At 73.3% G+C, this 20628-nt stretch carries 16 protein-coding genes; 11 read left to right on the forward strand and 5 right to left on the reverse strand.

What is annotated here, in order from left to right:
* Positions 1-198: 198 nt before the first annotated feature.
* A complete protein-coding gene (locus tag Saso_RS28765) occupies positions 199-564 on the forward strand; it encodes an STAS domain-containing protein (protein ID WP_189928150.1) in 366 nt (121 codons plus the stop codon).
* Between the two features lie 52 nt (positions 565-616).
* On the opposite strand, the gene Saso_RS28770 is transcribed toward Saso_RS28765, so the two are convergent.
* Positions 617-1813, reverse strand: coding sequence for a PP2C family protein-serine/threonine phosphatase (locus Saso_RS28770; RefSeq protein ID WP_189928152.1), 1197 nt, complete (start codon positions 1811-1813; stop codon positions 617-619).
* Between the two features lie 170 nt (positions 1814-1983).
* Here Saso_RS28770 and Saso_RS28775 point away from each other — a divergent pair, with 170 nt between their 5' ends.
* Complete coding sequence (locus Saso_RS28775; protein WP_189928153.1) at positions 1984-2589, forward strand: flavodoxin family protein; 606 nt, start codon at positions 1984-1986, stop codon at positions 2587-2589.
* 21 nt (positions 2590-2610) lie between these two features.
* Here the strand turns inward: Saso_RS28775 and Saso_RS28780 are convergent, their stop codons facing one another.
* The 3 genes from Saso_RS28780 to Saso_RS28790 all read right to left on the reverse strand — a co-directional run bounded on the left by Saso_RS28780 (position 2611) and on the right by Saso_RS28790 (position 4047).
* Complete coding sequence (locus Saso_RS28780) at positions 2611-3042, reverse strand: ATP-binding protein (protein ID WP_189928154.1); 432 nt, start codon at positions 3040-3042, stop codon at positions 2611-2613.
* Between the two features lie 202 nt (positions 3043-3244).
* A complete protein-coding gene (locus tag Saso_RS28785; protein WP_189928156.1) occupies positions 3245-3676 on the reverse strand; it encodes a response regulator in 432 nt (143 codons plus the stop codon).
* Entirely contained in the window at positions 3637-4047 is a 411-nt protein-coding gene (locus tag Saso_RS28790) for a hypothetical protein (protein WP_189928158.1), read from the reverse strand. Before Saso_RS28790 ends, Saso_RS28785 begins: the two co-directional genes overlap by 40 nt.
* 118 nt (positions 4048-4165) lie before the next feature.
* Here Saso_RS28790 and Saso_RS28795 point away from each other — a divergent pair, with 118 nt between their 5' ends.
* From Saso_RS28795 to Saso_RS28810, 4 genes are all read left to right on the forward strand, one after another.
* Complete coding sequence (locus Saso_RS28795) at positions 4166-5746, forward strand: sensor histidine kinase (RefSeq protein ID WP_189928160.1); 1581 nt, start codon at positions 4166-4168, stop codon at positions 5744-5746.
* A complete protein-coding gene (locus Saso_RS28800; protein ID WP_189928162.1) occupies positions 5743-6933 on the forward strand; it encodes a PP2C family protein-serine/threonine phosphatase in 1191 nt (396 codons plus the stop codon). Before Saso_RS28795 ends, Saso_RS28800 begins: the two co-directional genes overlap by 4 nt.
* Positions 6934-7041: 108 nt before the next feature.
* Positions 7042-10374: a right-handed parallel beta-helix repeat-containing protein gene (locus Saso_RS28805; protein ID WP_189928164.1), complete on the forward strand. Its 3333-nt coding sequence runs from the start codon at positions 7042-7044 to the stop codon at positions 10372-10374.
* Between the two features lie 90 nt (positions 10375-10464).
* On the forward strand, positions 10465-11712 hold the full coding sequence (locus Saso_RS28810) for a S8 family serine peptidase (RefSeq protein ID WP_372442505.1): 1248 nt from the start codon (positions 10465-10467) through the stop codon (positions 11710-11712).
* 70 nt (positions 11713-11782) lie between these two features.
* Here Saso_RS28810 and eccCa read toward each other — a convergent pair whose 3' ends face one another.
* Entirely contained in the window at positions 11783-15742 is a 3960-nt protein-coding gene (eccCa, locus tag Saso_RS28815) for a type VII secretion protein EccCa (RefSeq protein WP_189928168.1), read from the reverse strand.
* Between the two features lie 288 nt (positions 15743-16030).
* On the opposite strand from eccCa, the gene eccD reads away from it, so the two are divergent.
* The 5 genes from eccD to Saso_RS28840 all read left to right on the forward strand — a co-directional run bounded on the left by eccD (position 16031) and on the right by Saso_RS28840 (position 20624).
* Positions 16031-17431, forward strand: coding sequence for a type VII secretion integral membrane protein EccD (gene eccD / locus Saso_RS28820; protein WP_189928170.1), 1401 nt, complete (start codon positions 16031-16033; stop codon positions 17429-17431).
* 97 nt (positions 17432-17528) lie between these two features.
* Entirely contained in the window at positions 17529-19148 is a 1620-nt protein-coding gene (gene eccB, locus Saso_RS28825; RefSeq protein ID WP_189928172.1) for a type VII secretion protein EccB, read from the forward strand.
* A 127-nt stretch (positions 19149-19275) separates the two neighbouring features.
* On the forward strand, positions 19276-19614 hold the full coding sequence (locus Saso_RS28830; protein ID WP_189928174.1) for a hypothetical protein: 339 nt from the start codon (positions 19276-19278) through the stop codon (positions 19612-19614).
* Between the two features lie 88 nt (positions 19615-19702).
* A complete protein-coding gene (locus Saso_RS28835; RefSeq protein WP_152889135.1) occupies positions 19703-20026 on the forward strand; it encodes a WXG100 family type VII secretion target in 324 nt (107 codons plus the stop codon).
* 154 nt (positions 20027-20180) lie between these two features.
* The gene (locus Saso_RS28840) at positions 20181-20624 is read left to right on the forward strand and encodes a type VII secretion system-associated protein (protein WP_189928176.1); all 444 of its coding nucleotides are present in this window, start codon (positions 20181-20183) and stop codon (positions 20622-20624) included.
* The last annotated feature ends 4 nt before the right edge of the window (positions 20625-20628 follow it).

The raw sequence follows: 20628 nt of genomic DNA on the forward strand, positions 1-20628 counted from the left end.
CGCCGGTACGCGCAGTGCGCGACCGGCCGGGGGCCCCGCCGGGGGCGCCCTGCCCTACCGGTGGGTACGCACTCGTCGCGATCGGACCGTCCGGGAGGTCAACGGGTACGGCCGTCCGGGTGCGCGAGGCGGTGGTCGTGGGGCAGAATCGTCCGCGCACGCCCTCGGGGGGCGGGCTCAGGCACGGTCGAGGAGACGGTGAGCGACATTCAGAAGGAAGACCGGCCCGGCCGGCTCTCCGCCCACCAGGTGATCGTCGACGGCGTCCTCGTCGTGACCGTGCACGGCGAGATCGACCACGACGTACGGGACGTCCTCGGCTCGGCGCTGGTGTCGCGGGACGCCCCGGCGCCGCCCCGGATCGTGGCGGACCTGCGCGGCGTGACCTTCATGGACTCCAGCGGCATCAACGTGTTCGTGGCGGCGCACCGGCGCGTGAGCGAGGCCGGCGGCTGGCTGCGCATCGCCGGCGCCCAGGAGTCCGTCGTGCGGCTGCTGCGCATGGTCGGCATCGACACCCTCATCCCCTGCCACCCCACCGTCGAACAGGCGCTGGCCGGCTGAGCTCCCCCGCCGGGCCGGGTCGCGGGACGCACGCGCCGCGGCCCCTCGCGGGTCACCGGCGCCGGTCGGGTCTCTTCCCGGCCGCCGCCCCGCCGCGAGCGCCGTGCCAGTCCAGTATCAGCACGGTGGCGTCGTCCCTGAGGTTGCCGCGGCAGGCGTCGAGCACCGCGGAGGTCAGGCTCCGCACGGCTTCCCGCGGATGCTGCGCGCGGGTGTCGTGGACCACCGAGGCCAGGTCCACCGCCGACGCACCGCGCTCCTGCATTCCGTCGGTGAACAGGACCAGGCGGTCCCCCGGCCGCAACTGGAGCTCCTGCACCCGGAAGGCGGTCGGGGCCGCCACGCCGAAGGGCAGGTTGACGGCGAGCCGGACCTCCTCGACGACTCCGTCCCGCAGCCGCAGCGGCCACGGATGACCCGCGTTGACCAGTTCGCACCGGCCCGTCGGGAGATCGACGCAGAGCAGCTGCCCGGTCGCCAGACCCCGGCTGTGGCCCAGCAGGGCCCGATGGGCGTGCTCGGCCTGATCGAGCGCGTCGCCGCCGCTGCGGCGAGCCCGCCGCAGCGCCCCGACCAGCAGGGTGGCCAGCAGCGCCGAGTTCGTGTCGTGGCCCATGGCGTCGGTGATGGACAGGTGCAGGGTGTCGCGGTCGAGGGTGTAGTCGTAGGTGTCGCCCCCGATGTCGTCGGCCGGGACCAGCCCGGCGGCCAGGGTGAACTGGGCCGCCTCGCAGCAGGGGGACGACGGGAGCAGCTGGTGCTGGATCTCCGCGGCCAGGCTGGTCTCGGTGGTGCGCCGGCCCAGGTGGTACAGATCGGTGAACCGGCGGTCCGTGACGATGATGTAGGCCAGCGCGTGCGCCGCGTCGCGGACCTGGCGCAGCACGGTCTCGTCGGCCGACTGCAAGGTCACCTCCAGGACCCCGATGCAGTCACCGCGGTTGGTGACCGGCGTGATCACGCGCCGCCCGCCCTGTCCGTCCGGCTCCACGTGCTGGCGCTGGCTGCGCAGCACCTCGTCGTAGACGCTCCCCAGCAGTTCGACGGGCTCGCTCCGCCCGGAGGCCTCACCGCCGGCCCCGGTGAGCCGGACCAGCCGCCGGCCGATCAGGTCGACGAACAAGAAGGACACCCGCTCGGCACCGAAGCGCTTCTGCAGGTCGTGCGCCACCACATCGACGGACTCTCCGGGCGGGGCCGCCTCCGCGGCGGCCAGCAACTCGCCCAGTTCCAGATCTCCACCCTCCACGACGACCTCCTGTCGGTTCCCGCCCCTTCTTCCCCCGATCCCCGCGACATCACCCGATCTGCCCATCTTGCCCGGTCAGCGGGGGTGTTGCCGCGCGGCCGCGCACCGTCCGGGAGAAGAGGTACGCGCCCGCCCGTGCAGGAGCCGCCGATCGGGGAACAGGTGGTTCCATGCGCGCACTCGTCGTCAACTGCACACTCAAGCCGTCTCCGCAGACCTCGAACACCGAGGCCCTCGCCGGCACCGTCGTCACGGCACTGCGCGGGCACGGGGTGGAGGTGGACGTCGTACGGGCCGTCGACCTCAACCTGCGGCCGGGGGTGGAGACCGACATGGGACAGGGTGACGAGTGGCCCGCCGTGCACGAGAAGGTGCTCGCGTCCGAGATCCTGATCATCGCCTCGCCGACCTGGCTCGGCCGTCCCTCCTCGGTCGCCCAGCGCGTGCTCGAACGTCTCGACGCGATGCTCTCCGAGACAGACGACGAGGAACGCCCGGTCGCCTACAACCGGGTGGCCGGTGTGCTGGTCACCGGGAACGAGGACGGCGCCCATCACGTCATCAGCGAGATCAGCGGCGCGCTGGGGGACATCGGCTTCACCATCCCCGGCCAGGCCTGGACCTACTGGCACCTCGGTCCCGGCCCCGGCGCCGACTACCTCGACGACCGCCGGGGGCACGACTGGGCCGCGTCCACCGGCCGGGCCATGGCCTCCAACCTCGTCCACGCGGCCCGGGCGCTCAACGCGATGCCCCTGCCCGCTCCCCCGTCCTGACCGCCCGCCCCGCCCCGCCCCCTAGGAGAGCGGACGCTGCACGAGGTCGCCCTCGGGGTCGTCCTGGAGGGCTATGCGGACCGTGATGCGTTTGCCGACGGCCTCGCGCCGCACGTCGAAACTCTGGACCACGGCCATCACGATCTCCAGGCCGTGCTGTCCGACCCGGCCCGGGTCAGCGGCCTGCGCCACGGGCAGCACCGGAGCGCTGTCCCACACGACCACCTCGACCCAGGCCGGGGCGATGCCCAGTTCCATCAGGAGCGGTCCGGGGGCGTACTTGCGCGCGTTGGTGACCAGTTCGCTCACCACCAGCTGCGCCATGCTGACCGCCCGGTCGGAGACCGACAGGCCGTGCTCGGCTCCGGCACGGGCGAGGAAAGCGGTCGCCAGCCGGCGGGCCTCGGCGATGCAGCCGCCCGACCCGTCCAGTGCCACGCTCTGCCGCGTCATCGACGCGTGCGGCGGCTCACCGCCGTCAGTACCGGAATCTGAACCCAATGCTCTCAACCTTCGGCCCCGTGTGTCACGCCCGATGCGTGTACCCACCACTGTGCATCACACCCCCTGCCGGGGCATGAACAATGCGGGAGCACAGGCCCCGCGGCGTCGCGGCGGCCCCTGCGCCGCCCTTCGGATGGCCCTCGCGCGGGCCCTACGGCTTGGGGGGCTTGACGGCGATGTCGAGGTAGAACGCGTCGATGCTGCGGACCGCCGCCTCGAACTCGTCGAGGTTCACCGGCTTGGTGACGTAGGCGTTGGCGTGGTGGCTGTACGCGCCGGTGACGTCGTCGGGGGCGGCGGACGTGGTCAGGACGACGACCGGGATCGTGCGCAGGTCGGCGTCCTCCTTCACCACGGCGAGGAACTCACGCCCGTTCATCCGCGGCATGTTGAGGTCGAGGACGATCAGGTCGGGACGCGGGTTGTCCGGGTCCCGCAGGTGTTCCAGCGCTTCGATGCCGTCGGAGACCTGGGTGAGGTTGCGGGTGCCCCGCTCGGCCAGGGCGTCCTGGATGAGCATGGCGTCGGCGACGTCGTCTTCGATCAGCAGGACGTCGTAGGGGCGGATTGCGGCGGCGGCCATGATTCACGAGCTCCGGGGTGTGTGTCGGGGGTGGTGCCGTGTGCGGGGTGGGCGGTCAGTCCGGGCCAGCGGCGCCGGGCTCCCTGGCGGCTGATGCCCACGGCCTCGCCGATCTCGGGATAGCCCGCGCCGTTCGCCGCCGCGGTCCGGGCCGCCTGGTCCTCCAGGTGCCGGACGGCCTCCTTCACGCCGGCGAGGACGCGCAGCCGTTCCAGGGCGTGCCGCCGGGGGTCGCCGACCGGGTCCGCGCGTCCCGCGGGCGGCCCGGCGATGTCCTGCGCGAGCCGTCCGGCGAGCTCGTCGACCACCTGGACGACCAGCGCGGTCGTCTCGTGGCCGGGTGGCCGGTGAGGGGGAGGTGGTCCAGACATGGCCCCACCCTAGAACGACGATCTCACCGGGGACAACATGTGTTGTCGGGTGGTGGGTACAGTGTGGTTGCCGCGCGCCCCGTCGTGGTCCCGCCGTCCAGGAAGAGTGCGCACCGCGATGAGCAGCAGGCCGTCCGCCACCGAGGGACCGTTCGCAGGGTGGACCGTCCGGCGCCGGCTTCAGGCCGGGGTCGCGGCCGCGCTGGTCGTCCTGGCCGTGCTGGGGTCGCTGGGCGGCTGGGCGATGTGGCGTACCTCTCAGCTGACCGGCGAGCTGGTGGACCGGCGCTCCCCCGCCCTGATCGCCTCGCTCCAGGTGGAGGAGGCCCTGGTCAACCAGGAGACGGGCGTCCGCGGCTACGGGCTCTCCGGCGAGGCGGACTTCCTCCAGCCGTACGAGCAGGGCGTGGCCGACGAGCGGGCCGCGCTGCGCAGGCTGCGGCCCCTGGTCCAGGGGGACACCCGGGCCCGCGCCGACCTGGCCGCCGTGGAGACGCTCGCCGGCCGCTGGCAGGAGCGGATAGCCCGGCCCGTCTCGACCGCCTCCGCCGGGGACGCCGTGAAGCTGGCCGGCCTGCGGGCGACGGAGGGCAAGTCGACCTTCGACGCGCTGCGGCACGCGATGGCGCGCCAGCAGGCGCATCTCCAGACCGAGCGGACGGCGGCCACCCGGGACCTGCGTCGCTCGGTCACCCTGCGCAACTGGGTGTTCGCCCTCATCGCGCTCGTCATCGTCCTGCTGGCGGCTCTGGTCTTCGAGGGTCTGCGGCGCACCGTCACCGGTCCGCTCGACCGGCTGGGCCTGGCCGCCCGCGAGGTGGCCGAGGGCCGCTTCGACCGGGCCATCACCGGGACCGGACCCGCCGATCTGCGCCGGCTGGCCTCGGACGTGGAATCGATGCGCCTGCGCCTGGTGCGGGAACTGGAGTCCAGCGAGACGTCCCGCACGCTCCTGGACGAACAGGCCGCCGACCTCAAACGCTCGAACGCGGAGCTGGAGCAGTTCGCCTACGTCGCCTCGCACGACCTCCAGGAACCCCTGCGCAAGGTGTCCAGCTTCACCCAGCTCCTGCAACGGCGCTACGGCGGTCAGCTCGACGAGCGGGCCGACCAGTACATCGCCTTCGCCGTGGACGGCGCCAACCGGATGCAGGTCCTGATCAACGACCTCCTGGCCTTCTCCCGGGTCGGCCGGGTGCACAACGACCAACGGAGCGTGGATCTGGAGGAGACGCTGGGCGCCGTCCTCGACTCGCTCAGCGTGGCCGTCGAGGAGAGCGGCGCCGAGATCACGCACGACCCGCTGCCCGGCGTCGTCGGGGACAGCACCCAACTGGGCATGCTCTGGCAGAACCTGCTCTCCAACGCCATCAAGTTCCGCAGCCCCGACCGCGCCCCGCGGATCCACATCAGCTGCGCGGCCGACGGCGAGGACTGGAAGTTCGCCGTCGCCGACAACGGCATCGGTATCGCGCCGGAGTTCCAGGAGAAGGTGTTCGTCCTCTTCCAGCGGCTGCACACCAAGGACGCCTACCCGGGCACGGGTATCGGCCTGGCCATGTGCAAGAAGGTCGTGGAGTTCCACGGCGGCACGATCGGGATCGACCCCGGTCACACGCCGGGCACCCGCGTCGTCTTCACCCTCCCCGTCTCCCCGGCCGCTCCCGCGGCCGCCGCGGAGAGAGAGACCGAGCAGTGACCTACCAAGCCGCGGGCCGCGCCGAGCCGTACCGCATTCTGCTGGTGGAGGACGACGACGGGGACGCCCTGCTGGTCGAGGAACTCCTCTACGACACGGATCTGCCGCACACCCTCGTCCGCTGCCGTACGGCCGCGGACGCGCGGATCTCGCTCGCCTCGGGCAGGGTCGACTGCGTCCTGCTGGACCTGCACCTGCCGGACGCCTCCGGCGTGGAGACCGTGCAGGCCATCCAGACGGACACCGAGGCCGCCATCATCGTCCTGACCGGGCTGGACGAACCGCGCGCGGGAGTCGACGCCCTCGCCGCCGGTGCGCAGGACTACCTGATCAAGGGCAAGGTCGAGCCGGACCTGATGCAGCGGGCCGTCCGCTACGCCGTCCAGCGCAAGCAGGCCGAGCGGGCCAACGCCGCGCTCCAGATCGGCCGGCTGCGGGCCGAGGAGAACGCGCGCCTCGAACGCGGGCTGCTGCCCGAACCGCTGCTGTCCGCGTCCGCCGTCACCGCCTCCAGCCGCTACTACCCGGGACGGGCGCAGGCCCTGCTGGGCGGGGACTTCCTCGACGTCGTCCAGACCGACGACGGGCAGGTGCACGCCGTGATCGGTGACGTCAGCGGGCACGGTCCCGACGCCGCCGCGCTCGGTGTCTGTCTGCGCATCGCCTGGCGTGCCCTGACCCTCGGCGGTCACCGCGACCAGCAGCTGCTCCACCTGCTGGAGCGCCTCCACATCGCCGAACGCACCGGCAGCGACCTGTTCACCACCTGCACCCTGATCACGCTGGACACCGCCGCGGGCACCCTCACCCTGCACCTGGCCGGTCATCACGAGCCCCTGCTCATCACTCCCGACGGCGCCCGTCAGGTGGCCGCGTCCCACGGGATCGCGCTCGGGGTCGCCCCCGGTCTGGGCAAGTGGCCGTCCACCACCCTCCGGCTGCCCGTGCGCGGCTCCCTCGTCGCCTACACCGACGGCCTCATCGAGGGCTTCGCGGACACCGGCGGCACCCGGCTCGGCGTGGAAGGCCTGCTGGGCATCATCGACACCATCGGGGCCACCGACCCGAGCGCCCACCTCGACCAGCTCATCGCCAGGACCCGCACGCTCAACGCCGACCGGCACACCGACGACCTGGCCGTGCTCCGCCTGGACTGGGACACGACGGCTCACGGGACCGGCGCCTGACACTCGGGCCGACGTGTCAACACCCCTTGCCGACAGGCATGATGGGGCCGTCGGCACCCTGCCACGGGGCGACCGGCGCCGTGAGGGGCTGCGAGAGATGGAGAGCGCGTGTCACGCCAGGTACTGACGGTCCGCCCCGACGGATCCGGCGGCTTCCGCACGATCGGTGAAGCGCTGGCGGGGGCGCGCAGCGGCGCGGTGATCAGCGTGGGGCCCGGGACCTACGAGGAGAATCTCGTCGTCGGCACCCGCGTGACCATCGTCGCCGAACAGTCGCGGGGGACGGTGGAGATACGCCCCCGGCGCGGCAGCGCGGTCAGCCTGCGCGCCGACGCGGTGATGCTCACCGACCTGGTGCTGCGCGGCCGGGACGAGGACCTGCCCGTCGTGGACGCGGTCCGCGGTCAGGCGGCACTGGAAGGCTGCGACGTGACCGGCTCCGCGTGGACGGCCGTCCTCGCCCGGGAGACCGGCTCGCTGGCCATGCGCGACTGCCGGATCAGCAACGGCACGGGGGCCGGGGTGGTCGTCACCTCGGCCGTGGAGAGCTCGCTCGAGTCCTGCACCGTGGAGCATCTGGGCACGTCCGGCGTGGTCATCGGCGAACGCGGCCGGGCCACGGTGCGCGGCTGCACCGTGCGCGACGCGCGGGCCAACGGGATCCTGGCCAACGGCGACGCCCAGGGGTCCGTCGAGGACTGCGACATCTCCTCCACCGACCAGCCGGCCGTGGCGCTGGAGGGCAGCAGCACCACCCGCGTGCTGCGCACGGTCGTCCACGACGTGGCGATCGGGGTGCTGGTGAGCAGTGCCTCCCGGACCGTGCTGGAGGACGTCAGGGTCACCGCGACCACCGGTCCGGCCTTCGTCGTGTCGCAGGGCAGCGACCCGCTGCTGCGCCGCTGCCGCACGGCCCGCACGACGGGCAACGGCCTGCTGGTCACCGACCGGGGGCGCGGCACCTACGAGGACTGCTGGCTGGACTCCTCCCAGGCGCCCGCGCTGCGGGTGACCGGCTCCGGCTCGCCGTCGCTGGCCTCGCTGACGGTGCGGGACTGCGCCGCCGCGGCCGCCCTGCTGCTGGAGGAGGAGTCCACCGCCGAGCTCGACCGCGTGGAGGTGATCGACGCCGCGGGCGCAGCGATCCGGATCGCGACCGGCGCCAACCCGATGATCCGCCGCGCCCGGATCAGCGGCGCGGGCGGCAACGGCGTCGAGGTCGTCAAGGACGGCCGGGGCCGGCTGGAGGACAGCGAGATCGCCCGGACCGGCGGGGCGGGCATCCAGGTGGAGAGCGCGGGCAATCTCTACGTCGGCGGCACCACCGTGCTCGCGCCGACCGCCGCAGGCCTGTCCGTGGGCGCGGACGGGACCGTCACGGCCCGCGACTGCGAGATCCGCGAGGCCGGCGCCGACGGCGTGGTCGTCGAGGCGGACGGCGAGCTGACCGGCGCCCGGCTCCAGGTCGTGGGCGCCCCGGAGTGCGGCGCGGTGATCCGGCAGGGCGGGCGGGCCGCGCTGAACGGGTGCACCCTGGCCGGCAGTGGCAAGGACGGGCTGCGAGTGGAGACCACCCTGCCGGTGTCCGTCGTCAACTGCACGGTCCGCGACAACGCGGGCAGCGGCCTGGTCCAGTCCCAGCCCGGCGACCGGCTGGCGGTCGAGGGCCTCACCTCCGGCGGCAACGGCCGTCGCGACGCCTGGGGATACGGCGACGCCGAGGGCACCGACCCGGCGGGCACCACGCCGGACGGCCCGGACGCGCCCGAGCAGAACGGTCCGCTCGCCGAACTGGAGGCGCTGATCGGACTGTCGAACGTGAAGCAGCAGGTCCGCACCCTCGTCAACCTCACTCAACTCGCCCAGCGCCGAGCGCAGTTGGGCATGCAGGCACCGCCGATGAGCCGCCATCTGGTGTTCTCCGGCCCGCCCGGCACCGGCAAGACCACCGTCGCCCGCCTCTACGGCACCGTCCTGGCCCAGCTGGGCGCGCTGCGCTCCGGGCACCTGGTCGAGGTCTCGCGCGCCGATCTGGTCGCGCAGGTCATCGGCGGCACCGCCATCAAGACCACCGAGACCTTCAACAGGGCTCTGGGCGGGGTGCTGTTCATCGACGAGGCCTACACCCTGACCGCCGACGGCGGGCGTTCGGGCCCCGACTTCGGACGGGAGGCCGTGGACACCCTGCTGAAGCTGATGGAGGACCACCGCGAGGACGTGGTGGTCGTCGCGGCCGGCTACTCGGGGGAGATGCAGTCCTTCCTCAACAGCAACCCCGGGCTGGCCTCCCGCTTCTCGCGGACCGTGGAGTTCGAGAACTACGCGGTGCACGAGCTGGTGGCCATCGTGGAGAGCATGTGCGCGCGGCACCAGTACGAGCTGGGCGAGGGCGCCGGAGCGGCGCTCGCCGCGCACTTCGAACGCATGCCCAAGGACGCCGCGTTCGGCAACGGCCGCGCCGCCCGCCAGGTGTTCGAGGAGATGGTCGACCGGCAGGCGGTACGGCTGGCCGCCCGACCCGAGGTGAGCGAACGGGACCTGAGCCTGCTGCTCGCCGAGGACACCGGGGCGCAGGTCCCGGCCGGCCCGCACGGGGACGCGGACGAGTCCGGGGGCGGCGATCCCCTGGCGCGGCTCGGCGCGATGGTGGGGCTGGCGGCCGTGAAGCGGGACGTCACCGATCTGGTCAACCTGCTGTCGACCGCCCGACGGCGGGAGGCCGCGGGGCTGCCGAGCCCCCGGGTCAGCCACCATCTCGTCTTCACCGGACCGCCCGGCACCGGCAAGACCACCGTCGCCCGGCTCTACGGCGAACTGCTGGTCTCGCTCGGGGTGCTGCCGCAGGGTCAGCTCGTCGAGGTGGCGCGGGCCGATCTGGTGGGCCGCTACGTCGGCCACACCGCGCAGTTGACCCGCGAGGTCTTCGAACGGGCGCGCGGCGGCGTGCTGTTCGTCGACGAGGCCTACACGCTCACGCCGGCGGGCGGCTCCTCCGGCTCCGACTTCGGCCAGGAGGCGGTCGACACCCTGCTGAAGCTGATGGAGGACCACCGTGACGAGGTGGTCGTCATCGTGGCCGGCTACACCCGGGAGATGGAGTCCTTCCTGGCGTCCAACCCGGGCCTGTCGTCGCGGTTCTCCCGGCGCGTCGAGTTCGCCGACTACACCTCCGACGAGCTGGTCACCATCGTCCGCATGCACGCGGACGCCTCGGGCTACGAGTGCGGGCCCGGGGTCGGCGCGCTGCTGCGCGCGTACTTCGACTCCCTGCCGCGGGACCGCTTCTTCGGCAACGGGCGGCTGGCCCGGCAGGTGCTGGAGTCCATGATGACCCGGCAGGCGGGCCGGGTCAGCGCCATGGCCGCACCGGGCCTGGACGACCTGCGGCTCCTGCTGCCCGACGACGTGCCGGGGATGCGGACGCCGGCCGGGGAGAGCTGACCGGAGAGCCGTCCGCGGCGGTCCGGGGAGCGAGGGGTGGGGCGAGGGGAGGGCCGCTCACGGGCGGCGGCTGCCCGTAGGATGCGGATCATGTCTCGCCGCCCCCGACTGGCTCATCTCCCGCGTACGGCACGGATGTTGACCGTCTCCCTGTGCCTGGGAACCCTCCTTCCGCTGGTGAGCGGGCAGGAGACCGCAGCCGCGGACGACGGCCCGGTGCGGCTGCCCGTGATGCCCGCACGTCTGGACGCGGACGCCGCCTGCACCGGGGCCTCCGCCCAGCGGGCCACCACCGCGCCCTGGGAGCAGGGGAACCTCCAGCTCACGGCCACCTGGCCGTTCTCGGACGGCGCCGGGGTGACGGTGGCGGTGGTGGACACCGGGGTGTCCATCAAGGCGCCCGCCCTGTCCGGCCGGGTCACCGCGGTCGGGGCGGCGGGCCAGGACTGCGTGGGACACGGGACGTTCGTCGCGGGGCTGGTCGCGGCGGCCACGGCCGACGGCGTGCGGTTCGCGGGGGTCGCCCGGCGGGCGAGGATCCTCGCGGTGCGCGGCACGGACGAACGGGGCGCGGCCACGGCGCAGAGCGTCGCGTCGGGGATCGCCGAGGCGACGGCGGCCGGCGCCGACGTGATCACCGTCTCGTCGGCTCTGGCCCAGGGGTCGCCCGCGCTGACGAAGTCCGTCGAGGCGGCCCTGGCGAAGGACGTGCTGGTGGTGGCGGCGGCCGTGCCCGACCCCGCGACCGGGTCCTCGGCCCGGGACGAGGCCCCGGTCCCCCGGGCGTACTGGCCCGCCGCGCAGTCCGGTGTGCTGTCGGTGCTGGACGTCGACGCGCGGGGACAGCGTCCGGACGACGCCCTGCTGCCGCGCGCCGCCGACCTGGCGGCCCCCGGCGACGGGGTGGTCGGGATCGGGCCGCGCGGCAGCGGGCACTTCATCGGCTCGGGAGCCTCCTTCGCCGCCGCGTACGCGGCCGGGGCGGCGGCCCTGGTGCGCTCCTCCCACCCGGACCTGACGGCCGCGCAGACGGCCGCCCGCCTCACCGCGAGCGCCTACCCGGACGACGTCCCCCGGCTCGACCCGTTCGCGGCGGTGACCGGGGTGGTCCCTCAGACGCCCGTGCGGGCCGCGGCCCCCGCGCCACAGGCCCCGCTTCATCTGCCCGGGGACGACGCGGCCGGACCGGTCCGGCGGGCCGGGCTGTTCGCGGCGGCGGGCGCGGCCCTGGTCCTCCTGGTGATCTGGGCCGCCCTGGCCCTCCCCCGGGCCCGCACCCGCAACTGGCGGCCGGCCGGCGCCCCGGCCGCCGACGAACCCGGCGGCGCCCGGAGCTGAGGGGCGGAGCCGAGGCCCGGACGTCCGGAGCCGAACGCGGAGGGCGCCCGGCACTCCCGGGCGCCCTCCGTCAGGCGTTCCCGCCTTCCCCTTCCGCTTCCCCTCCCCCGGCGGGCTCCGCCGGCTGCGCCAGCGCCGTCTGGATCAAATTCGCCTTGCGCCGGGCGATGTACTGCGCACGGCCCGGCGGCAGGTTGCGCGGCTTGATGTTGCCGAAGACGTAACCCTCCGACGGCGGGCAGGACAGCAGCACCCCCGGGGTGTTGACCTCGTCCAGACGGCGCAGCAACTGGTCGTTGAGGCCGCGGCCCGCGCCGGTGGCGGAGCGGACCGCGACGACGTGCAGTCCCAGCTCGTGCCCCAGGGCCAGGTGGTCGAAGAGCGGGGCGAAGGGGTGGTCGTAGTTGCCGCTGCCGACCACCATGTCGTAGTCGTCGACCAGTACGAACAGCCGGGGCCCGTTCCACCAGTCGGCGAGACGCATCCGGGCCGGGGTGATGTCCGGCCCCGGCAGCCGGGTCTTGAGCGCGCGCGCCGAGCCGGCGACGAGTTCCTTGAGGGCGTCGACGGAGACGGCGTGGCCGAGCTGGTACTCCGGCGGGACGGCGTCCACGAGCTCGCGCCGGTAGTCGACGACCAGGACCCGCGCCTCGTGGGGAGCGTAGCGGGCGGTGACGGCCTGCGCGACGAGCCGCAGCAGGTTGGTCTTGCCGCTCTCGGTGTCGCCGACCGCCACCAGGTGCGGGGTGCGGCTGAAGTCGTGCCACACCGTGGAGAGCTTCTCCTCGTCCTGGCCCAACGGCAGCCGCAGCCCGTCGCCCAGCTCGGGGGCGGGCAGCGCCGAGGCCGGCAGCCGGTGCGGCAGCATCCGGACGGCGGGCGCGGGCTCGCCCGGCCAGTGCGCGGCGGTCCTCTCCACCAGGGCGGTGACGCCGTCGACGAGGTCCTCCGTGGTGACGGCGCCGTCGAGCCGGGGCAGCGCGGTCAGGAAGTGGAGTTTGCCGTCGATCGTGAGGCCGCGTCCCGGCAGCCGGGGCACGACGGCGGCCTTGCGCACGTCCACCACGGAGTCCATGGGGTCGCCGAGCCGCAGCTCCAGCCGGGTCGCGCTCTGGTCGCGGACCTGCGCGCTCAGTTCCACCCAGCGGGTGGTGGTGACGACGAGGTGGATGCCGTAGTTGAGACCGCCGGTGGCGAGCTGGTTGAAGGTGGGCAGCAGGTGGTCGAAGTTCTGCTTGACCTGGGCCCAGCCGTCCACGACCAGGAAGACGTCCCCGTGCTTCTCGTCGGCGAACTCGCCGGCCGCGCGCCGCCGCCGGTAGCCGGCCATGGAGTCGATCCCGTGGTCGAGGAAGAACTGCTCGCGGTGGTTGAGGACGGCGGTGACCTCGGCCACCGTGCGGCTGATCCGCTCGCTGTCGAGCCGGGAGGCGACCCCGCCGACATGCGGCAGCCCGGCGAGCGAGGAGAGGGTGCCGCCGCCGAAGTCGAGGCAGTAGAACTGCACTTCGGCCGGGGTGTGGGTGAGGGCCAGGGAGGCGAGGAGAGTGCGCAGCACGGTGGACTTGCCGCTCTGCGAGCCGCCGGCGATCGCGACATGGCCGCCGCCCGCGGACAGGTCCAGCACCAGCGGCTCGCGTCGCTGGTCGAAGGGCTTGTCGACCAGGCCGACGGGGACCCGCAGCCGGCCGGTGCCGGGCCAGCGGGTGGCGCTCAGGCCGCGGTCGGCGGTGGGTTCGAGGCCGGGGAGCAAGGCGTCCAGGGTGGGCGGCTCGTCGAGCGGCGGCAGCCAGACCTGGTGGGCCCCGGGGCCGGAGTCGCGCAGCCGGTCGACGGCCACGGCCAGCAGGCTCTCGGCGGACTCCGTCTCCTCCTCCGGCAGGGGGGCCGGGGCGGCGGTGGTCCGCGGGACCACCCAGCCGGCCGTCCAGGGCACGACCTGGCTGGCGACCCTGGCCTGCACGGCCGCGCCGCGGCGCCGCCGGTAGGGCCCCGAGACGTAGGCGGCGCGGAACCGGGTCAGCGCCTCCACCCCGCTCTTGAGATAGCCGGCGCCGGGCTGCGAGGGCAGCTGGTAGGCGTCCGGGACACCGAGCACTCCGCGGCTCTCCATGGCCGAGAAGGTGCGCAGGCCGATCCGGTAGGACAGATGGCTCTCCAGCTGGTGCATGCGCCCTTCGTCCAGGCGCTGGGAGGCGAGCAGCAGATGCACGCCCAGCGACCGGCCGAGGCGCCCGATCATCACGAAGAGGTCCATGAACTCGCGATGCGCGGCGAGGAGTTCGCTGAACTCGTCGACGACGACGAAGAGGCTGGGCAGCGGCGTCAGCGGGGTGCCGGAGGCGCGGGCCTTCTCGTACTCCAGGGCGGAGGTGTAGTTGCCGGCCGCCCGCAGCAGCTCCTGGCGTCGCATGAGTTCGCCGTGCAGGGCGTCCTGCATGCGTTCCACCAGGGCGACTTCGTCCGCGAGGTTGGTGATGACGGCGGAGGTGTGCGGGAGTTCGTCCAGGCCGAGGAAGGTCGCGCCGCCCTTGAAGTCGACCAGGACGAAGTTCAGGGTCTCGGAGGAGTTGGTGAGGGCCAGTCCGAGGACCAGGGTGCGCAGCAGCTCGCTCTTGCCGGAGCCGGTGGCGCCGATGAGCATGCCGTGCGGGCCCATGCCGCCCTGCGCGGACTCCTTGATGTCGAGTTCCACGGGGGTGCCGTCGGCGCCCACCGCGACGGGGACCCGCAGCCGGGCGGCCCCCGTGTGGCGCTTCCAGAGGGTGTCGGGAGTGTGCCGGTGCAGGTCGGGGATGCCGAGCAGGGTGGTCAGCTGCACGTCGGCGCTGAGGGGTTCGGCGACGTCCACGGCCAGGCTCATGCGGTACGGGGCGAGCAGCCGGGCCAGTGCCTCGGCCGCGACGGGCCCGACCCGGTCGGGGCGGCCGAGGAGGGTGGTCTGCTCCTTGCGGCTGCGGTCGGTGCGCACCAGGCGGACCGCCTCCGGGGTCACGTCGAGGCGCAGGGTGGTGCGGCCGGGGCGCCAGGTGAAGGCTCCGGAGAGGTCCAGCACGACGGTGTTGCGGAAGCCGGGGCCGTCCAGGCGGTGACCGGCGGGCACGGTGACGCCGTCGACCACGATCACCGTGTAGGGCTCGTCCCGGCCCGGCACGGCGTCCGGGTCGAAGACCGGGCGCTCGGTGAACTCGGCGCCCAGCAGGTCCTCCAGGTCGTTGAAGGTGCCGGCCACCATGCGGGCGGCGCCGGCGCCGTCCTGCTCCTGCGGATGCAGGTTGTGGGGCAGCCACTTGACCCACTCCCAGTCCGCGCGCCTCTCGTCCGGGACGCACAGCGCGATCCACAGCTCCTCCGGCGGGTGGAACACCGCGAGCTGGCACAACGCCGCGCGGACCATGGCACGCGTGGCGTTCTCGTCACCGCGGGTCAGCACCCGCGACCAGGACCGCAGGTAGAGCGCGATGGGCTGGCCGGGGACGGTGCTGTAGGCGCGGATGAAGCGGCGCAGGGCGTGCGCGCTGAGCGGTTCCAGGTCCTCGACGGGCTTGGTGGACAGCGGGTTGAGCCGCATCGCGAACTGCTGTTCGCCGACGGCTATCCGGACCTCGCCGAAGTCCTCGTCCTTGACCCGCCGTTCCCACAGCCGGGTGGTGCGGACCATCGCGCGCAGCGTCCGGGGGTGCGGGTGCCGCCAGGCGAGGGCCAGTTGCTGTTCGACGACGGCCCGGTGGACCTGGCGTCTGATCTGGGTGAGATAGCGCAGGTAGTCCCGGCGTTCGCCGCGCAGCCGTTGCTTGCGTTCGCCGGACTTGCGCATGACCTGACCGACCATCATGGCCGCGGAGGCCAGCACCATCATGCCCAGCGCTATGTAGGTGAAGGAGCTGTTGCCGCCGCCCGGCCTGATGAACATCATCATCATGGACACGGACATCATGGCCATCGGCAGGTACGTCCAGACCGCCGAGCTGTCCGGCACGGTCTCCGGGAGCGTCGGGGGTTCTTGCAGGCTCAGCTCGCCCTCGGGCATGTCGGGGCCTCGGCGACGGGCCGGCCTGCGAAAGAGAACCACACTCAACGCAACTGCTCCTTAGCGGGATCGGGGCTTCGCGCCGCGGAACGGGGCGCTGATCCCCCGGCGTTGTGACACGCCGTCGGTTCGGGGCCCATAATTCTGTTCGACTGCCCATCGGTAGTCTGCATGGCGACGACACATACGTCCAAGCAGCCACCGGCCTAACTGCCGTCGGAGCCCTGCCAGTTCGGCGCCCGACCTCCGGCCTCGCCCGGCTCGACTCATGGAGACGTGAGACCCACGATGACCGACAGCTCCGTTGCGGGCCTGTGCCGCCTCACCGTCCGGGCCCCGGCCAGGACCATCGATCTGGCCGTGCCCTCGGACGTGCCGGTGGCCGATCTGCTGCCCACGGTCCTGCAATACGCGGGCGAGGAGGTCGAGGAGAACGGTCTGGAGCACGACGGCTGGCTGCTGCAACGCCTCGGCGGGGCCGCGCTGGACGACGAGGCCACCCTGGCCGCACTCGAACTCAAGGACGGCGAGGTCCTGTATCTGCGTCCGCAGACCGAGTCGCTGCCCGAGGTCCGGCTCGACGACCTGGTGGACGGCATGGCGACGGTGACCCGCGACCGGCTGCACAGCTGGGAGGCGGCGACCGGCCGGCGACTGCTGCTCGGCATGGCGGTGGCCGTCCTGACACTGGCCCTCGCGGTACTGGCGTGGCCCGGTGGTCCGGCGGGGCCTCGGATCGCCACCGCCGGCGTGGCGGGCCTGCTGCTGCTCGCCGGGGCCGCCTCCGCGAGCCGCGCGGTGGGCGACGCGGCGGCCGGCGCCGCGCTCGGGTTCATGGCCGGCCCCTTCCTGGCCCTGGCCGGCTGGCTGCAACCGGGCGGCGAGATCGCGGGCGCCCAGGCCCACCAGGTGCTGGGTGCCCGGCTGCTGGCCGCGTCGGCCGCCTGGGCGGGCGGAGCGGTGCTCGCCCTCGCCCTGACCGCCGTGCGCACACCGCTGTTCGTGGCCTCCGCGCTGGTGTCGCTGGCCGGGGTGGCGGCCGGCGTCCTGATGAGCCTGTTCGACCTGGAGGTGGACGGCGCCGCGGCCGCCGTGGCCGCGCTGGCCGTGCTGCTGGGCGGCTTCGTGCCCGCCCTGTCGTTCCGGCTGGCCGGGATGCGCATGCCGGCCCTGCCGACCACCCCGCAGCAGCTCCAGGAGGGCATCGAGCCCTACCGGGGCGAGGACGTGACGATGCGCACCGAGCTGGCGAGCGGCTGGATGACCGCCCTCTACGCCGCCTCGGGCGTCCTGTGCGCGGGCTGTCTGGCGCCGCTGGCCCGCAACCCGGTGCTCCCGGAGGCGCTGACCGCCGTGGTGCTCGCCCTGCTGCTGCTGGTGCACGGGCGGGGCATGGTCAACGTGTGGCAGCGGCTGGCGCTGGTGCTGCCCGGCGCCTGGGGGGTGGCCCTGCTGGTGTTCGCCCTGACGTCCGCCACCGCCGCGGCCGACCGGCCCGCAGTGGTGGCCGGGCTGCTGGCGTCGGCCACCGTGCTGGCGGTCGCCTCCTGGACGGTGCCGGGCCGGCGGATGCTGCCCTACTGGGGCAGGGCGGCGGAGCTGATGCAGTCGCTGCTGGCCATCGCCCTGCTGCCGCTGACGCTGTGGGTGCTCGGCGTCTTCGCCGCGCTGCGCGCCATCAACGGCTGACCCGGGCCACGGGAACGACGTGCAGGAGAACTTCGACGCGAACGGCCCCGCGCTGCGGCGGCCGGTGCGGACCGGCTGACCGGAAGGACCGCGGTTCATGCAATCCAAGCGCGACCAGGTGCAGGCGCACGCCTTCGTCATGGGCCGCCTCACCTCGGGCATGCTGCTCGCCGACCCGGACGCCCCCGAGAGCCCGCTGGCGCGCACCACGCGCGGGGCCGGCATCGGCGTGGTGATCACGGTGCTGATCTGCGCGGGGGCGGTGGTGTTCGGGCTGATCTCGCCGGGCGGCAACGACTCCTGGCGCAGCGGGAAGAACCTGATCGTCAACCGGGACACCGGGGCCCGCTACCTCTACCTCGACGGACGGCTGCGGCCGGTCCGCAACTACTCCTCCGCCCTGCTCATCGGCGGCGCGGACCTGGAGACCACGGACGTGGGGACGGCCTCGCTGCGGGACACCCCGGTGGGCGCCGCGGTCGGCATCCCGGGAGCGCCGGACTCGGTGCCCTCCTCCGGCGACCTGGAGTCGGACGCGTGGATGGTCTGCTCGGCGACGGCCACGCCGTCCGGCGACGACGGGAGCGACAGGACGACGACACGGGCGTTGACCGCGCTGGCCGCGGGCACACCCCTGGACTCGACCGCGCTCGGGGCGGACGAGGCGCTGCTGGTCAGCGGACCGGACAAGAAGAAGTACCTGATCTGGCAGGGCAGCCGGCTGCCGCTCGACACCGCGTCCGGGGCGCTGCTCTCGCTGGGCTACAGCTCGGTGGCGCCCCGTACGGTGTCGGCCGCGTTCCTGGACGCGTTCGTGCCCGGTCCGGCCCTGGCGCCGCCGTCGGTGACGGGCCTGGGGAAGCAGGGCCCCTCGCTGGGCGGCACGGCGACCAGGATCGGCCAGGTCTTCCAGGTGACGGTGCCGGGCGGCACGGCGACGGGCTCCGGCGATCCGGACGACGTCCAGTACTTCCTGCTGCGGGACTCCGGCCTGGTCCCGGTGACGCCGACCGCGGTGGCGCTGCTGCTGGGCGATCCGGCGGTGCGGTCGAAGGCGTACGGCGGCGCGTCGCCGACGGCGCTGCCCCTCGGCACGGACCTGCTCAAGGACCACCAGGCGCCGGGCGCCACCGGTCGTGACCCGTCGGTGGCCGGGCTGCCGGACAGGCCGCCCCGGGCGGCCCGGGTGCCCGACGGCCGGGCGGCGTGCGCGCGGGTGCAGCCCGGCGACGACGGCGTCCGCGTCAGCTCGGTGCTGGTGCCCGCCGACGCGCTGACCCCGGTCGCCCAGCACAGCGGCGACGCGGTGACGCAGGCCTGTCTGCCGGTGGACGCGGTGGTGGTCCGGCCCGGTCACGGCGTGCTGGCACGGGCGCTGGGCGCGGGCGGCGGGACGGTCGGCGCCACCACGTACTTCGTGGCCGACGACGGGGTGAAGTACCGGGTCGGCTCGAAGGAGGCGCTCGCGGCGCTCGGTTGGACGGAGTCCGACGTGCGGGGGCTGCCCTCCCCGCTGTTGGCGATGGTGCCGACCGGCCCGGACCTGAGCCCGCAGGCGGCGACCGGCGCGGCGCCTTCGGGCGGGACGTCCGCGTCGTCGGCGCGCACCTGCGCGAAAGCCTTTGCCGACACCCCGGGCGGATCCGGCGGATCCGGCGGATCCGGCGCACCGTCCGGTCCGTCCGCCCCGGACGGCGGCAAGTTGCCAGCGGGTTAAATAAGTTGACGATTCGTCAATACGTCGACGCACCGATCGCTTCGCATTGCACCCTTCTCCCTGGCGAGCCTAGGCTCGCCGGTGCCGCAGTTGTGTCGGCACCCGGTTTTTCTCGAAAGGCGGACCCATGGCAGGCGCAGGCCAGCAGTCGAACGAACAGGCGACCCGGAACGGGATCCAGGCCCTGGAGAGCGCTTTCAGCGGCATCCTGAAGTCCCGGCAGGACGTGGACAACACCCGCGCCACCCTGTCGACGGGCTACCAGGGCAGTGACGGCGGCCAGTTCGGCGGTCTCCTCAAGCAGTGGGACGAGCAGTGCAACGGCATTCTGCGCAGTCTTGAGGACATGGTCGACAAGCTGAACCAGAGCCTCACCCAGCACGGCAAGACGCAGGGCTCCTCGAACGAGGCGATCAACTCGGCCTACAGCCAGTCGCAGGCGGCCTACGACCAGCTCATCGGCTGAGCGAGCCCTTCCCCGGAGTCCGGATCCCCACCGCGCCTCTCCCGTCGCGCAGCCCGCGTGGCGCGGTCCCCATCGAGCAGGAGGCCCCATGCCCGACAATCTGACCGACGGTTACATCTACGTCGACTACAACCACATGAACAACGCCGCCGACGACATGGTCCAGCAGACCAAGGCGATAGCGAACACGCTGGCGTCGCTGGAGGCGGAACTCAACGAGCTGGTCAAGTCCTGGTACGGCGAGGACGCCGACGTCTACCGCCAGAAGCAGGCGGCGTGGGACCAGGCGGTGAAGAACATGGAGAACCTGCTGACCTCGCACTCCGCGCTGCTGACGGACATCTCCGACAACTACCGCTACAGCGAGAACTCGCTCTCCCAGATGTGGTCCGAAGTACGCATCGGCCGCTGACCGAGGGGCGTCGCGGAACCAGGCCTCCGGTGAACCGGGCTGACGGCCACCAGGGCGCCGCCCGTCCGGTTCCCCTGCCACCGCGCGCCTCCTCCCCCGGCCCCAGCCCCTCTCCCCGTCCCTTCGCCGACCGAACACCCACGAGGACCACGCCATGGCGGACCTGACCCACCTGAACGGACAGCAGCTCAAGCAGTTCCGTGAGCACGACCTGGCGACGTTCATCACCGACCTGAAGAGCATCGTCAAGGACGACCCCAACGGGGTCCTCGCGCTGCACAGCATCGTCAGGGGCACGATCCCCTCGCAGTACATCGGCGAGAACTCGGTGCTCGGCATCGGTCTGATGACGGGCGACGACACGGTGTACGGCAAGACGCTGGTGGACGCCGCGCTCAAGTCGGCCAAGTCGATCGACGACGTCTTCGGCGACCAGGGTTTCCTCTTCGACGACATCGACGACAGCCTGGAGACCACCATCACCACCCTGCTGAACACCCAGGGCTCCTCCCTGGAGAACATCAGCGGGGAGAAGTTCCTGGACGTCTGGTCCGGGGTCGACGAAGACCTCGAAGGCTCGTCGGACTCCGACGACTGAGCCG

The organism is Streptomyces asoensis, assembly GCF_016860545.1.
Taxonomy (GTDB): domain Bacteria; phylum Actinomycetota; class Actinomycetes; order Streptomycetales; family Streptomycetaceae; genus Streptomyces; species Streptomyces asoensis.

Coding starts and splice junctions, on each gene's coding strand:
- Saso_RS28775 (WP_189928153.1), top strand. CDS start 1,984: ATGCGCGCACTCGTCGTCAACTGCACACTCAAGCCGTCTCCGCAGACC.
- Saso_RS28780 (WP_189928154.1), bottom strand. CDS start 3,042: ATGACGCGGCAGAGCGTGGCACTGGACGGGTCGGGCGGCTGCATCGCC.
- Saso_RS28785 (WP_189928156.1), bottom strand. CDS start 3,676: ATGGCCGCCGCCGCAATCCGCCCCTACGACGTCCTGCTGATCGAAGAC.
- Saso_RS28790 (WP_189928158.1), bottom strand. CDS start 4,047: ATGTCTGGACCACCTCCCCCTCACCGGCCACCCGGCCACGAGACGACC.
- Saso_RS28795 (WP_189928160.1), top strand. CDS start 4,166: ATGAGCAGCAGGCCGTCCGCCACCGAGGGACCGTTCGCAGGGTGGACC.
- Saso_RS28810 (WP_372442505.1), top strand. CDS start 10,465: ATGTCTCGCCGCCCCCGACTGGCTCATCTCCCGCGTACGGCACGGATG.
- eccCa (WP_189928168.1), bottom strand. CDS start 15,742: ATGCCCGAGGGCGAGCTGAGCCTGCAAGAACCCCCGACGCTCCCGGAG.
- eccD (WP_189928170.1), top strand. CDS start 16,031: ATGACCGACAGCTCCGTTGCGGGCCTGTGCCGCCTCACCGTCCGGGCC.
- eccB (WP_189928172.1), top strand. CDS start 17,529: ATGCAATCCAAGCGCGACCAGGTGCAGGCGCACGCCTTCGTCATGGGC.
- Saso_RS28830 (WP_189928174.1), top strand. CDS start 19,276: ATGGCAGGCGCAGGCCAGCAGTCGAACGAACAGGCGACCCGGAACGGG.
- Saso_RS28835 (WP_152889135.1), top strand. CDS start 19,703: ATGCCCGACAATCTGACCGACGGTTACATCTACGTCGACTACAACCAC.
- Saso_RS28840 (WP_189928176.1), top strand. CDS start 20,181: ATGGCGGACCTGACCCACCTGAACGGACAGCAGCTCAAGCAGTTCCGT.